The organism is Candidatus Solirubrobacter pratensis (assembly GCF_000425945.1).
GTDB lineage: Bacteria > Actinomycetota > Thermoleophilia > Solirubrobacterales > Solirubrobacteraceae > Solirubrobacter > Solirubrobacter pratensis.
The window spans coordinates 504,629-518,436 of record NZ_AUEK01000006.1; the positions used below are offsets into that span (position 1 = coordinate 504,629).

General features: G+C 73.3%; 13 protein-coding genes. 5 read left to right on the forward strand and 8 right to left on the reverse strand.

What is annotated here, in order from left to right; all coding sequences use genetic code 11:
• Positions 1 to 28: 28 nt before the first annotated feature.
• Positions 29 to 1,042, reverse strand: coding sequence for a sensor histidine kinase (locus H958_RS0106145; RefSeq protein WP_028058014.1), 1,014 nt, complete (start codon positions 1,040 to 1,042; stop codon positions 29 to 31).
• Entirely contained in the window at positions 1,039 to 1,716 is a 678-nt protein-coding gene (locus tag H958_RS0106150; protein WP_231379179.1) for a response regulator transcription factor, read from the reverse strand. Before H958_RS0106150 ends, H958_RS0106145 begins: the two co-directional genes overlap by 4 nt.
• Before the next feature lie 131 nt (positions 1,717 to 1,847).
• Between H958_RS0106150 and H958_RS0106155 the strand changes: the two genes are divergently transcribed.
• A complete protein-coding gene (locus H958_RS0106155; protein ID WP_028058016.1) occupies positions 1,848 to 2,603 on the forward strand; it encodes an MBL fold metallo-hydrolase in 756 nt (251 codons plus the stop codon).
• Between the two features lie 8 nt (positions 2,604 to 2,611).
• On the opposite strand, the gene H958_RS0106160 is transcribed toward H958_RS0106155, so the two are convergent.
• The 3 genes from H958_RS0106160 to H958_RS44850 are packed head-to-tail and all read right to left on the reverse strand — an operon-like array spanning position 2,612 to position 5,385.
• Positions 2,612 to 4,138, reverse strand: a complete 1,527-nt coding sequence (locus H958_RS0106160) for a sugar transferase (RefSeq protein WP_231379180.1) — start codon at positions 4,136 to 4,138, stop codon at positions 2,612 to 2,614.
• A gap of 57 nt (positions 4,139 to 4,195) precedes the next feature.
• Positions 4,196 to 5,137: a UDP-glucuronic acid decarboxylase family protein gene (locus H958_RS0106165; RefSeq protein ID WP_028058018.1), complete on the reverse strand. Its 942-nt coding sequence runs from the start codon at positions 5,135 to 5,137 to the stop codon at positions 4,196 to 4,198.
• A 35-nt stretch (positions 5,138 to 5,172) separates the two neighbouring features.
• Complete coding sequence (locus H958_RS44850; RefSeq protein WP_081685653.1) at positions 5,173 to 5,385, reverse strand: hypothetical protein; 213 nt, start codon at positions 5,383 to 5,385, stop codon at positions 5,173 to 5,175.
• On the opposite strand from H958_RS44850, the gene H958_RS0106170 reads away from it, so the two are divergent.
• Together H958_RS0106170 and tenA are read left to right on the forward strand one after the other, a co-directional pair.
• Positions 5,384 to 5,917 carry a ferritin gene (locus H958_RS0106170; RefSeq protein ID WP_028058019.1) on the forward strand — a complete coding sequence of 178 codons (534 nt, stop codon included), beginning with the start codon at positions 5,384 to 5,386 and terminating at the stop codon, positions 5,915 to 5,917. The two genes, H958_RS44850 and H958_RS0106170, sit on opposite strands and share 2 nt — an antisense overlap.
• Positions 5,918 to 5,996: 79 nt before the next feature.
• Entirely contained in the window at positions 5,997 to 6,695 is a 699-nt protein-coding gene (tenA, locus tag H958_RS35410) for a thiaminase II (RefSeq protein ID WP_051323894.1), read from the forward strand.
• On the opposite strand, the gene selB is transcribed toward tenA, so the two are convergent.
• Positions 6,649 to 8,124, reverse strand: coding sequence for a selenocysteine-specific translation elongation factor (selB, locus tag H958_RS35415; protein ID WP_037409314.1), 1,476 nt, complete (start codon positions 8,122 to 8,124; stop codon positions 6,649 to 6,651). The genes tenA and selB overlap by 47 nt on opposite strands.
• Before the next feature lie 249 nt (positions 8,125 to 8,373).
• Here selB and ilvB point away from each other — a divergent pair, with 249 nt between their 5' ends.
• Positions 8,374 to 10,044, forward strand: coding sequence for a biosynthetic-type acetolactate synthase large subunit (ilvB, locus tag H958_RS35420; protein WP_037409317.1), 1,671 nt, complete (start codon positions 8,374 to 8,376; stop codon positions 10,042 to 10,044).
• An 8-nt stretch (positions 10,045 to 10,052) separates the two neighbouring features.
• Here ilvB and H958_RS42890 read toward each other — a convergent pair whose 3' ends face one another.
• On the reverse strand, positions 10,053 to 10,823 hold the full coding sequence (locus H958_RS42890) for a G1 family glutamic endopeptidase (RefSeq protein WP_051323895.1): 771 nt from the start codon (positions 10,821 to 10,823) through the stop codon (positions 10,053 to 10,055).
• Between the two features lie 41 nt (positions 10,824 to 10,864).
• On the reverse strand, positions 10,865 to 12,151 hold the full coding sequence (gene selA / locus H958_RS0106195; protein WP_028058020.1) for an L-seryl-tRNA(Sec) selenium transferase: 1,287 nt from the start codon (positions 12,149 to 12,151) through the stop codon (positions 10,865 to 10,867).
• Positions 12,152 to 12,174: 23 nt separating this feature from the next.
• Between selA and H958_RS0106200 the strand changes: the two genes are divergently transcribed.
• Positions 12,175 to 13,800 (forward strand): acyl-CoA mutase large subunit family protein, encoded by a 1,626-nt coding sequence (locus H958_RS0106200; RefSeq protein WP_028058021.1) that lies wholly within the window; start codon positions 12,175 to 12,177, stop codon positions 13,798 to 13,800.
• Positions 13,801 to 13,808 lie beyond the last annotated feature (8 nt).

Genomic DNA, 13,808 nt, shown 5'->3' on the forward strand with positions numbered 1-13,808 from the left:
CTGGTCGGGTCGCCCCCTGAGGGCGCGGTCAGGGTGTGCGGGGAAGCTCCACGACGACGCGGCAACCGCTCGGCTCGCGCTCGCGGATCCGGATCGTGCCGCCGTGCGCGTCGACGATCCAGCGCGCGATCGCCAGACCGAGGCCGGTCCCGCCGTCGCGCGCGGCGCGCGCGGCGTCGACGCGATGGAAGCGCTCGAACACGCGATCGCGCTCGCCGGCGGGGATGCCGGGGCCCTCGTCGGCGACCTCGATCGTCGTCACGCCACTCGTCGCGGCGTGCGCGCTGAGCCACACGCGGCCGTCGGCCGGCGAATGGCGGACCGCGTTCTCGAGCAGGTTGGCGACCACCTGGTGCATCCGCTCCGGATCGCCGGTCGCGCGCAGGTCGCCCGGCTGCACGCTCACCTTCAGCCACACCGGGTGCGAGCTGAACGCCTCGCCGAGCGAGCACTCGCGCGTCGCCTGCTCGAGCAGCTCTCGGACGGGGAACGGCTCCTCGTGCAGCGTCAGCGAGCCGCTCTCGAGCTTGGAGAGGTCGAGCAGCTGCTCCACGAGCCGGCCGAGCCGCTCCGTCTGGAACAGCGCCGTCCGGAGCGTCGCCGGCGCCGGCGGCTCGACGCCGTCGGCGAGGTTCTCCAGCAGCGCCTGCAATGCGCCCAGCGGGGTCCGCAGCTCGTGCGAGACGTTCGCGACCAGCTCGCGCCGCATCCGGTCCACATCCGCGAGGTCGGTTGCCATCGCGTTGAACGCGCGCGCCAGCTCGCCGACCTCGTCGTGCGAGCTCGCGCGCACGCGGCGGTCGTAGTCGCCGCGCGCCATCGCCGACGCGGCGGACGCCATCTCGCGCAGCGGCGACGTCATCCCGCGCGCGAGCACCTGGACCATGATCAGCGAGGCGGCGGAGGCGATCGCGACACGGACGCCCCACGAGAGCCCCAGCCGATGCCCGGCGAGCAGTACGAACATCGTGCCCCAGACGGTCGCGACCACGACGACGCCGAGCTTGACCTTGATCGAGCCGAGCCGGTCGAGCGGCCTCATCGGCGCGCCTCCAGCGCGTAACCGACGCCGTGGACCGTGCGCACGAGCTCGGAGCCGAGCTTGCGCCGCAGCCCGCGCACGTGCGAGTCGACCGTCCGCTGGCCGGAGCCGTCGCGCCAGCCCCAGACCTCGGCGAGCAGCTGGTCGCGGCTGTAGACGACACCGGGGCGGGCGGCGAGCAGCGCGAGCAGCTCGAACTCGGTGGGCGTGAGGTGGACGTCCTCGCCGCCGACGCGGACGCGCCGGGCCGCGCGGTCGATCTCGAGCGGCCCGATCTCCAGCGCCTCGCCCGCCGGCGCAGGCCGGCGCTCGACGCGCCGCAGCAGCGCCCGTACGCGGGCGACGAGCTCGCGCGGGGAGAAGGGCTTGGTGATGTAGTCGTCGGCGCCCACGGCGAGCCCGATCAGCAGGTCGCTCTCCTCCGCGCGCGCGGTGAGCATCAGCACGGGGACGGGGCGGTCGCGCTGCAGGCGCCGGCAGACCTCGAGGCCGTCGAGGCCGGGCAGCATCAGGTCGAGCACGACGAGGTCGGGGCGGACGCGATCGCACAGCGCGACGCCCGCGGGACCGTCGTGCGCGACCTCGACGGCGAAGCCCTCGGCGCGCAGGCGAGCCGCGACGGCGGAGGCGATCACCTCCTCGTCCTCGATCACGCAGATGAGCGAGCCCGTCACGCCGCCGAGTGTGCCACCGGTTTGTGGGATCGCCGGGGGAATCCTGTGCAGATCCCGTGCAACTCGCATCGCCCGGCGGGCGATGCTTCGGAGTACACCACGGTGCCCGGGAACTCCCTAGTCTCCGATCCGTGCACCTGACCCTCGTCCGCAACGCGACGCTCGAGATCAGGATGGCGGGCCTGCGTCTGCTCGTCGATCCTCAGCTGGACCCCGCCGGCGCACGCCCCGCGGTGCCGGACACGCCGAACCCGCGGCGCAACCCGCTCGTCGACCTGCCCGAGCCGCTCGAGGCGCTCGTCGCGGGGCTGGACGCGGTGCTCGTGACGCACATGCACCAGGACCACTTCGACGACACGGCGCGCCGCCTGCTCCCTCGTGGCATCTCGATCCTCTGCCAGCCCGAGGACGCGGCGCGCCTGCGCGACGACGGCTTCACCGACGTGCGCCCGGTCGCGGACGAGGCGCGGCTCGGCGATGTGGCGATCTCGCGCACCGGCGGCCGCCACGGCACGGGCGAGATCGGACGGGCGATGGCGCCCGTCTCGGGCTTCGTGCTCGACGCCCCCGGCGAGCTGAAGCTCTACATCGCCGGCGACACGATCCTCTGCGACGAGGTCCGCGACGCGCTGGCGCGCCACCGGCCCGACGTCGCCGTCGTCAACGCGAGCGCCGCGCGCTTCCTCGAAGGCGATCCGATCGTGATGAGCGCCGACGACGTCGTCGCGCTCGCCCGCCACGCGCCGGACCTGCACATCGTCGCCGTCCACCTCGAGGCGATCGCCCACGCGACCGAGACCCGCGCCGACCTGCGCGCCCGGCTGCAGGCCGAAGGCCTCACCGACCGCGTCGCCGTCCCCGAGGACGGGAGTGAAGTCCCGCTCTAGCCGCCCGGCTAGAACGCGCCGCGCTTGGACAGCACGGCGGGAACCGTCTTGAGCAGGATCGCAAGGTCGAGCCCGACCGACCAGCGCTCGAGGTAGAGGAAGTCGAGCCGCACGAGGTCGTCGAAGTCGAGCTCCGAGCGTCCCGACACCTGCCACAGGCCCGTCAGCCCCGGCAGGACGAGGTAGCGCTTCTTGTGCCACTCCTCGAGCTGCTGGAAGTCGCGCTCCGGCAGCGGCCGCGGCCCGACGAGCGACATCTCGCCGCGGACGACGTTCAGCAGCTGCGGCAGCTCGTCGATCGACCACCGGCGCAGGACGCGCCCGACCGGCGTCAGCCTCGGGTCGCGGCGGATCTTGAACAGCGGCCCGGTCGCCTCGTTGAGCGACTCGAGGTCCGCCTGGCGCTGGTCGGCGTCGGTGAACATCGTGCGGAACTTGAAGCACGCGAACGGCTCGCCGCCGATTCCCGGCCGGTAGGAGCGGTAGATCACCGGCCCGCGCGAGGAGAGCTTCACGAGCAGCGCGCTGAGCGCCAGCACCGGCGAGAGCAGGATGAGCAGCACGCACGAGACCGCGAGGTCGAACGTGCGCTTGAGGACGTAGTCGAAGCCGTCGAAGACCGGCGGGCGCAACTCGAACAGCGGCACCGACGCGCCCGGCACGAACTCCGCGCGCTGGACGAGGATCTCCATCGTCGACGGCGCCACGCGCACCGTCACGCCCCGCCTGTGACACGTGTCCACGAGCTCCACCGCGCGCTCCTGCGGGAAGTCGGGATCGGCGATGATCACCTCCTGCACGCGGTACGCGTCGAGCACCTCGGCGAGCTGCTCGATGCGCCCGAGCGAGCGCAGGCCGTTGTCGGGGCGCGGCGTGAGCGAGATGAAGCCGACCATCTCGACCGGCGCGTGCACCTCGTCGGTCAGCGCGTGCGCGACGTCCTCGATGTGCCGGCCGGAGCCGACGAGCACGGCGCGGCGACGGTAGCCGGCGGCGCGCAGCAGTGCGCCCGTGACGTGCTCGTACGCCCACCGCAGCACCCCGATGATCGCGATCGCGAAGACCAGCGTGCCGTAGAAGATGTAGTAGCTCGAGTATTGCTCGCCGTTGATCAGCGCGAAGATCAGCGCGACGACGGTGGTCTGGAACAGCGACCCGACGATCCGCGACAGGCCCGGCCGCTGCGCGCGCTCCGCGTACAGCGAGGAGCGGGCGAAGAGCAGCGCGGTGACGAGATAGGCGAACGCGATCGTGTGTCGCGCCTCGGCGAAGGTCGCGTGCCAGGCCCACTCGCCGTTGCGGATGACGGCCTTGACCATCAGCGCCATCCACAGCGCGGCGAACAGCCCGACGAAGTCGAGCGCCAGCAGCGAAGCCATGCGCGACGCGCGGCGCAGCGTCTCCATGCGCAGAAGGAACGAGAGCACCGGCGGTCGCTTGCGGCGCACGTCGACGTGCGGCAGCGCGAGCGGCTCGCGGCCGGAGGGCCGCGAGCGTGTCGGTGGCTCGGGGGTCTGTGTCGGGGCGTCAGCCAAAGGACAACTCTCGTCGCCCTAACGGGCGGCAACGCGATTTGTCGCGCGCTTCCCGGCTCAAGTACCGGTCAGCGCCTCTACGCCGGACGCGTCCAGCGTCCGCTGCAGGCCGTCGCGCAGCTGCACTACCGGCTCCCAGCCGAGCAGCTGCCGCGCCAGCGTGATGTCGGGCTGGCGGACCTGCGGGTCGTCGGTCGGCAGCGCCTCGAAGACGATCTCCGAGCGCGAGCCCGTCACCTCGATCACCGTCTTGGCCAGCTCGAGCAGCGTGAACTCGTTGGGGTTGCCGATGTTCACCGGGTCGTGGTGCGCCGACTCGGCGAGCCGGATGATGCCCTCGATCAGGTCGTCGACGTAGGTGAACGAGCGCGTCTGCGAGCCGTCGCCGAAGACCGTGATCGGCTTGTCCTGCAACGCCTGGCGCAGGAACGTCGGGATCGCGCGGCCGTCGTGCGGGCGCATGCGCGGGCCGTAGGTGTTGAAGATCCGCACGATCGCCGTGTCCACACCCTGCTGGCGGTGATAGGCCATCGTCAGCGCCTCGGCATAGCGCTTGGCCTCGTCGTAGACGCCGCGCGGGCCGATCGGGTTGACGTGGCCCCAGTAGGTCTCGGGCTGCGGATGCACCTGCGGGTCGCCGTAGACCTCGCTGGTCGACGCGGTCAGGAAGCGCGCGCGGTGCAGCTTGGCCAGGCCGAGCGCGTGGTGCGTCCCGTAGGACCCGACCTTGAGCGTATGCAGCGGCAGCCGCAGGTAGTCGATCGGCGACGCCGGGGAGGCGAAGTGGTAGACGAATTCGACCGGCTCGTCGATGAAGAACGGCTCGGTGACGTCGGCATGCAGGAACAGGAAGTCCTGCGAACGAAGGTGGTGGATGTTGGCCAGCGACCCGGTATCGAAGTTGTCGATGCAGATCACGCGATTGCCGCGTGAGAGCAGCTCATCGCAGAGGTGCGAACCGAGAAAGCCGCTGCCACCAGTCACTAGGCAGGTGGCCATGAAGACGGCAGCATAGCCCGATCGGGCCGGGTCGCTCAGCCGCGTGCGGCCTTGTAACGCTTCTTAGTCAGGTCGACTGAAAGCAAGTAGCGCCCGTCGGGCAGCCGTTCCGCGAGGTCGTGCTTGGCGAGCCGCTTGCACACCACGGGGCACTTCTTGCACCGAGGCCGGCTCTTGCAGCAGCGCTTCTTCGGCTTGACGATCCGCGCAGAAGACACGGCGCGAGCTTCTATAGCATCCGCGCGCATGGCCGCCGACGCCTTTGTCACGCAACTCAACGAGCAGATCGCGTACGAGTACGCGGCGCACCAGCAATACGTGGCGATCGCCGTCTATTACGACGCCGAGACGCTCCCGCAACTCGCCCGCTTCTTCTACCGCCAGGCGCTCGAGGAGCGCGACCACGCGATGATGATGGTCCAGTACCTGGTCGACGCCGACGAGCGCGTCGTGATCCCCGGCGTCGCCGCGCCGCAGGTGGAGTTCGCCAACCTCGTCGAGCCGGTCTCGCTCGCGCTGCAGCAGGAGCGGCGCGTGACCGACCAGATCAACGCGCTCGCCGGAACCGCTCGCGCGGAGGGGGACTACACGAGCGAGCAGTTCATGCAGTGGTTCATCAAGGAGCAGGTCGAGGAGGTCTCGACGATGTCCGACCTGCTGCGAGTGGTCGAGCGCACGCGCGACGACCCGATGGAGGTCGAGAACTTCATGGCCCGCGAGCACTCCGGCTCCGAGGCCGAGGATCCGACGGCGCCCAAGGCGGCGGGCGCCGGGGCGTGAGGGGCGACGGCTCGCCCGGAGGGCTCGCGTCGCTGGGAGCAATCGCCCAGGGGGCGATTCTCCCGGGCGAGGTGACGCGATGAGCTTCTCTGCAGAGCTGCGCGAGGCCGCCGACCCCGTCTGGTCGGCGATCCACGCGCATCCGTTCGTCCGCGGGATCGGCGACGGCACGCTGCCCGAGGCGGCGTTCCGGCATTACGTCCGGCAGGACTACCTGTTCCTGATCGACTACGGGCGCCTGCTCTCGCTCGGCGCCGCGCGGGCGCCGCGGCTGACGTGGATGCGGCGCTTCTCCGCGCTCGCCGAGTCCGTGCTCGAGACCGAGATGGAGCTGCACCGCCGGTACGCGGCGCGCTGGGGCGTGTCGGTCGAGGAGCTCGAGTCCGAGCGCACCGCGCCCGCGACCGACGCCTACTGCGACTTCCTGCTGCGCACCGCGTCGCTGGGCGACTTCGGCGAGCTCGCGGCCGCGCTGGCGCCGTGCATGTGGGGCTACGCGGAGATCGGGCAGCGGCTGGCGGCGGCGGGCGAGCCGGGGCACGAGGGCTACGCGGAGTGGATCCGGATGTACGCGTCCGACGAGTTCGAGCAGCTCGCGGCGTGGGCGCGCGAGCTGGTGGACGCCGCCGCGGAGGGCATGGGCGACGCCGGGCGGCAGCGGATGCTGGCCGCGTTCATGGCGTCGAGCGAGCACGAGCTCGCGTTCTGGGAGAGCGCGTACAGCGCGGCGGTCAGCGCCGGCGGCGCAGCCGGCGCGCGTCCCCGACCCGCAGCGTGAGCCTGGCGGCGTCGAAGTGCTCCAGCAGGGCCTGCGCGTACTTGCGCGAGGTCCCGAGGTCGTCGCGCAGGCCCGCCAGCGTGATCTCGCCCGCCTCGCCGAGCGCGACGACCCGCGCCTCGACGCGCGCGAGCGCCTCCGGGTGGATGTGCATGTCGCGGCCGAGCCGGACCGCGCGCCCGTGCGCGCGCAGTGCGGCGAAGGCCTCGGCAGACCCGAGCTCCGCGTCGGCCGGCGGCTCGTGGCCCGCCGCCTTCAGCCGCTCCTCGAGCTCCGGGTCGTAGTCCGGCGGCGCGACGGGCTCGGGCTCCGGCTCGGGGGCGACGACGGGCTCGGGCTCCGGTTCGCCGCGCTCCAGCCGCACGAGCCGCGCGAGCAGATCGCGCGAGGGCCCGTGACGGCGCGGCGCGGGATCGAGGACGACACCGCCGCCAAGCGTGTCGGGAGGCGCGAGCGAGCGGATGACGACGCGATCGCCGTACGCGGGCACGATCGGCTCCTCGAGCCGCAGCTGGAAGAACCGCCCGCCGAGCTCGGCCAGCCGCGCCGCCGTCTCGCGCGTCCCGTGATGGACGCCGACGCGCGCGCCGCCGTCGGGCCGCGACTCGGGCGTGGCCCACGCCAGCGCGACGTCGACGCGATAGCTCGCCGCGAGGTCCGCGCCCGCGTCGCCGGCCACCACCACAGCTCCGCGCGCCACCTCGTCGCGGTCCAGGCCGGCGAGGTTCAACGCGACCCGCTGCCCCGCGCCCGCGCGCTCGACCGCCTCGTCGTGGACCTCCACCCCGCGGATCCGCGCGCGGCGCCCCGAGGGCAGGATCGCCACCTGCGCGCCGCTCACGGCCTCGCCGGACCACAGCGTGCCGGTCACGACCGTGCCGGCGCCGCGGATGCTGAACACGCGGTCGACGTGCAGGCGCATGACGCCGTCGGCGGCCCGCGGGACGACGCGCTCCGCCGCCCGGTCCAACGCGTCCCGCAGCTCGGCGAGCCCCGCGCCCGTGACCGCCGACACGGCGACCGCCTCGGCCCCCGGCAGCAGCGCCGCCGCCTCCGCCAGCGCCCGCGCCGGGTCGGCGACGTCGGCCTTCGTCACCGCCACCACGCCGGCGTCCACGCCCAGGGCCGCCAGCACCGCCGCGTGCTCGCGCGTCTGCGGCATCACGCCGTCGTCGGCGGCCACGACCATCAGGAAGAAGTCGATCCCCGTCGCCCCCGCGACCATCGTCCGTACGAAGCGCTCGTGTCCGGGCACGTCGACGACCGACACGCGCCCAGCGGCCAGCTCCAGCGGCGCGTACCCGAGCGCGATCGAGATGCCGCGCCGCTTCTCCTCCGGAAGGCGGTCGGTGTCGATGCCGGTCAGCGCGCGCACGAGCGCGGTCTTGCCGTGATCGATGTGGCCCGCGGTCCCGAGCGTCAGCGGCATGGGGACGCAGCGTGACACGCCGATCCGCGTCTGGCATCATCCGCGGCGTGACCGCTTCGCACGCCGCCTTACGAGTAGCCCCCGGCGTGCCCTCGCGCGCCGCGTAGTCCCGCGTCAGCGCGGTCCCTCCCGCCGGCTCCGCCGGCCGCTCACGGCGCACCCGCGCCGCCGAACCCACCCAGCGAAGGAGCTCCCCATGCTCGTACTCACCCTCGTCCGGACCACCCTCGTTCCTGATCGGCGGCAGCGATGCGCGGCGCCGACGCCCTAGCCCGCGCGCTCGAGCGCGCCGGCGTCGACACCGTCTTCGGCATCCCCGGCGGGGCGTGCCTGCCGGTCTACGACGCGCTGCACGACAGCCCGATCCGCCACGTGCTGATGCGCCATGAGGCGGCCGCCGGGCACGCCGCCGAGGGCTACGCGCGCGCCACCGGGCGCGCCGGCGTCGCGATCGGCACCAGCGGGCCCGGCGCGACCAATCTGGTCACGCCGATCGCGGACGCCAACATGGACTCGGTTCCGACCCTGTTCATCACCGGCCAGGTGAAGACGGCGCTGCGCGGCACCGACGCCTTCCAGGAGGCCGACGTCATCGGCATCACGCAGCCGATCGTCAAGCACTCGATCGCGGTCGAGCGCGCGGACGACATCGCCCAGGCGGTGCGCGACGCGCTCGAGCTGGCCTGCACGGGCCGGCCGGGACCGGTGCTGATCGACCTGCCGTCGGACATCGCCGCCGCCCCGGCGCGCGACGAGAGCCACCCGCCGTACCTGCCCGGGCACCGCCCGCGCACCCGCCCCAACGGGCGCCAGGTGCGCTGGGCGGCCCAGGCCATCGCCGCCGCGCGGCGCCCCGTGCTCTACGCGGGCGGCGGAGTCGTGCAGGCCGGTGGCGCGGCCGAGTTGACCACGCTCGCACGCGTCGCCGGCCTGCCGGTCACCACCACGCTGATGGCGCTCGGCGCGTTCCCGGCGAGCGACCCGCAGTGGCTGGGGATGCTCGGCATGCACGGCACACGGGTCGCGAACTGGGCGATGGACGAGGCGGACCTGATCGTCGCGGTCGGCGCGCGCTTCGACGACCGCGTGACCGGCGCGCTGAGCGAGTTCGCCCCGCACGCCAAGGTCGTCCACATCGACATCGACGCGACCGAGATCGGCAAGAACGTCGCCGCCCACATCCCGATCGTGGGCGACGCGAAGCTCGCCCTGGAGGGGCTGATCCGCGCGTACGGCAAGGAGCAGCCGGACCCGGACCGCCACGCCGAGTGGTGGAGCCGGATCCGCGGCTGGCGGGCGGCGCATCCCGCCCGCGAGCCGGAGCCCGCCGAGGGCTGCGTGGCGCCGGAGACGGCGCTCGACGCGCTCGCGGCGCAGCTCGGCGACGCGATCGTGACGACCGACGTCGGCCAGCACCAGATGTGGGCGGCGGGCCGCCTGCGCTTCGAGGCGCCGCGGCGCTGGATCACGTCGGGCGGGCTGGGGACGATGGGCTTCGGCCTGCCGGCCGCGCTCGGCGCGCAGGCCGCGCGCCCGGACGCGGCCGTCGTGTGCGTCTCCGGCGAGGGGTCGTTCCTGATGAACGTGCAGGAGCTCGCGACGGCGGCGGTCGAGCAGCTGCCCGTGAAGGTGCTGCTGCTCGACAACGCGTCGCTCGGCATGGTGCGCCAGCAGCAGGACCTGTTCTACGGCGGCCGGCGCATGGCGGTCGACCTCGGGGCGAGCCCCGACTGGGAGCTGCTGGCGCGCGCGTTCGGGGTCGCGGCGCGCTCGATCGGCGACCCCGAGCAGATGGACGACGCGCTCGCCGAGACGCTCGCCGAGGACGGTCCGGCGCTGTTGCACGTCCGGATCGCCCCCGAGGCGGACTGCCTGCCGATGTTCCGGCCGGGCGGCGCGGCGCGCGAGATGATCGGCTGATCAGCCGTCTAGGCCGCCGGCGCGTAGGACACCGTGAACCAGGCGCCGGAGGCCGAGAGGCCTCCGGCCGTCGCACCTGCGGTGCCGTCGCCGGTGTCCTCGGCGTCGCCGATCGTCAGCGTGGTGGCGCGGAGGTCGATCGGCGACGCGGCCCACGCCGGATCGCCGATCACGCCCTGGTGGCCGCTCGCCGTCACCGCGCGCGCGGCCGTGAACTTCATCGCGCCGAAGTTCGCCAGCGGCAGGACCCTGCACGGTCCGAGCAGCCCGTCGCACTGCGACGGCGCCTCGACGATCCACTCGGCCGAGGTCGTGTCGATCGCGGGCGCCGTGAGGGTCTTGCGGTAGACGGACCCGCGCGTGACGTCGCGGATGCGGACGATCGCGCGCGCGCCGTGCACCGACACGCGGGCGGCAATCTTGTCGCCTGGCTGCACGGCAAGGGGGAGCGGGACCTCGGCGTCGGGCACGAGCTCGTACCAGGCGCCGTAGTGCGGGATCCCGTGGCGGCAGTCGGCCTCGGTGCCGGTCTGCTCGAGGGCGGCGGAGGAGGAGTGGTAACCGCCGAGGCCGATCCAGGCGGCCGAGTACGTCTTGCGAGGGATCGAGCAATCGACGGCGGGAACCGTCCACGCGCCGCGGACGGTCCGGAACTTGGCATGGGGAGCGTGGGCGACGTAGCCGGCCCAGTTGGAGCTGGTGGCGGCCGCGGCGCGCGCCGGGAGGACGAGGCTCGCCGCGACCAGGGAGAGCGCGGCGAGACGGGAGCGGGGAGGCATACCCCGAGTGGAGTCACACCCTCCACCGCCTGACCCGGGCTTCAGCCGCGGGCGGCACGAATGGCAGCGGCCGCCGGCTCCACCTCGTCGTCGGCCAGCGTGCGCGGGTCGAGCAGCAGGCGGCCGTCCTCGATCCGGCCGATGAGCGGCGGATCGCCGCGACGCAGCGCGGCGGCCAGCGCCTCGGCCGGATCGGGCAGCGCGACCGCCGGGCCGGGGAGCTCGAGCAGCGGCAGCGCGCCGCCGCCGACCTTGGCGACGGCCTGGACGAGCTCGGCACCCGCGATGCGCTCCGCGAGCGCGCGCGCCCGCGCCTCGAGCCCGTCTCCCTCGAGCATCGCGAGCACCGGCACGTCGCCGCCGTCGCGATGCGCCCGCAGCGTCGCCTCCAGGGCCGCGAGCGAGAGCTTGTCGATCCGCAGGGCGCGCGCGAGCGGATGGCGGCGCGCGAGCTCCACCGCGTCCGCGCGGCCCACCAGCAGCCCGGCCTGCGGCCCGCCGAGCAGCTTGTCGCCGGAGAAGCACACGAGCGCGGCTCCCGCGGCGACCGAGCGCCGCACCGGCGGCTCGTCGTAGACCCGGCCGAGGGCGCCCGATCCGACGTCGTCGATGACCGGCACGCCGAGCTCGCACAGCGCCTCGACCGGGACGTCCTCCACGAACCCGAGCTGGCGGAAGTTGGACTGGTGCGCCCGCAGGATCGCGCCGACACGATCCCCACTTGCCCGCAGCGCGGCCCGGTAGTCGTCCAGCCTGGTGCGGTTCGTCGTCCCCACCTCGACGAGCCGGGCGCCCGCCTGCGCGATCACGTCGGGGACGCGGAAGCCGCCGCCGATCTCAACGAGCTGCCCGCGCGAGACGACGACCTCGCGGCCGGGCCCCGCCAGCGCCGCGGCCGCCAGCAGCGCCGCGCCGGCGCCGTTGTTGACCGCCAGCGCAGCCTCGGCGCCGGTCAGCTCCCGCAGCAGCGCCTCGACATGCGCGTGCCTCGAGCCCCGCGTGCCGGAGTCGAGATCCAGCTCCAGGTTCGAGTAGCCGCGCGCCGCCTGCGCGACCGCCTCGCGCGCCTCGCGCCCGAGCGGCGCCCGTCCCAGGTTGGTGTGCACGATCACGCCGGTCGCGTTCAGAACGTGCCGCAGCGACGGCGCGACCGCGGCGCGGGCCCAGTCGCGCGCCCGCTCGCCGAGGTCGGCGTCGCCGGCCGCGCCGCCGAGCAGCTCCTCGCGCCGCTGCGCCAGCACGGCGCGCGCCGCCGCCAGCGCGACGGCGCGCGGCGCGTCGACCTGCGCGGCGAGCGCGTCGACCGGCGGAAGGTCGCGTAGGGACATGCTGCGGAGACTAATCTGCGGTCATGGCCATCGAGGACAAGGACACGGCCGCCGACCTCTCGGTCGCGCCCGTCGTCGGCCCCGAGGACCCGCGGCGCTTCACGGACTCGGGCATCGAGGTCAAGACGCTGTACACCAGCGAGGACCTGCCGGCGGACCTGGACCTCGGCCGCCCCGGCGAGTACCCGTACACGCGCGGCGTGCACGCCGAGATGTACCGCAAGCGCACGTGGACGATGCGCCAGTACGCCGGCTACGCGTCGGCGAAGGAGTCCAACGAGCGCTACAAGTACCTGCTCGCCCACGGCTCGACCGGCCTGAGCATGGCCTTCGACCTGCCGACGCAGCTCGGGCTGGACTCCGACGACCCGCGCAGCCTCGGCGAGGTCGGGCGCACGGGCGTCGCGATCGACACGCTCGACGACATGCGGACCGCGTTCGACGGGATCCCGCTCGGCGAGGTCTCGACGTCGATGACCATCAACGCGCCCGCAGGCGTGCTCCTGCTGCTCTACGAGCTGGTCGCCGAGGAGCAGGGCGTCGCCTCGGAGTCCCTGCGCGGAACGGTCCAGAACGACATCCTCAAGGAGTACATCGCGCGCGGGAACTTCATCTTCCCGCCCAAGCCGTCGATGCGGCTCACGACCGACCTGTTCGCGTACTGCAAGCAGCACATCCCGAAGTGGAACACGGTCTCGATCTCCGGCTACCACTTCCGGGAGAAGGGCGCCAGCGCCGTGCAGGAGGTCGCCTTCACGCTCGCGTCCGGCATGGCCTACGTGCAGGCGGCGCTCGACGCCGGCCTGAAGGTCGACGACTTCGCGCCCCGCCTGGCCTTCTTCTTCAACGGCCACAACAACGTCTTCCAGGAGGTCGCGAAGTTCCGCGCGGCCCGCAACATGTGGGCGCACGCGATGAAGGATCGCTTCGGCGCGCAGGACCCGCGTTCGCTGATGCTGCGCTTCCACACGCAGACCGGCGGCGTGACGCTGACCGCCCAGCAGCCGCTCAACAACGTCGTGCGCGTGGCGCTGCAGGGCTTCGCGGCGGTCTGCGGCGGCACTCAGTCGCTGCACACGAACGGCTTCGACGAGGCGCTCGCGCTCCCGTCCGAGCGCGCCGCCAAGCTGGCGCTGCGCACGCAGCAGGTGATCGCGCACGAGTCGGGCGCGACCGACACGGTCGACCCGTTCGCCGGCTCCTACTACGTCGAGTCACTCACGGCCGAGATCGAGAAGCGCGCCTGGGCGCTGATCGAGAAGGTCGACGAGCAGGGCGGCTCGGTCAACGCGATCGCGTTCATCAAGAGCGAGATCGAGGAGTCCGCGTTCGGCTACCACGAGCGCTACCGCGTCAAGCAGGACGTCGTCGTCGGCGTCAACGAGTTCGTCGAGGACAGCGCCGAGGTGGAGGAGATCCTCTCCGTCGACCCGGAGTCCGAGCGCGCGCAGCTCGAGCGCCTGAAGGCGTTCAAGGCCGGCCGCGACCAGGCGCTGACCGACAAGCGGCTCGAGGAGCTGCGCGAGGGCGCCCGCGGCAGCGACAACCTGCTGCCGCTCATCCGCCAGGCGCTCAAGGACAGCGCGTCCGTCGGCGAGGTCTGCGGCGCGCTGCGCGAGGTCTTCGGCGAGTACCAGCCGGAGATCTAGCTACGGTC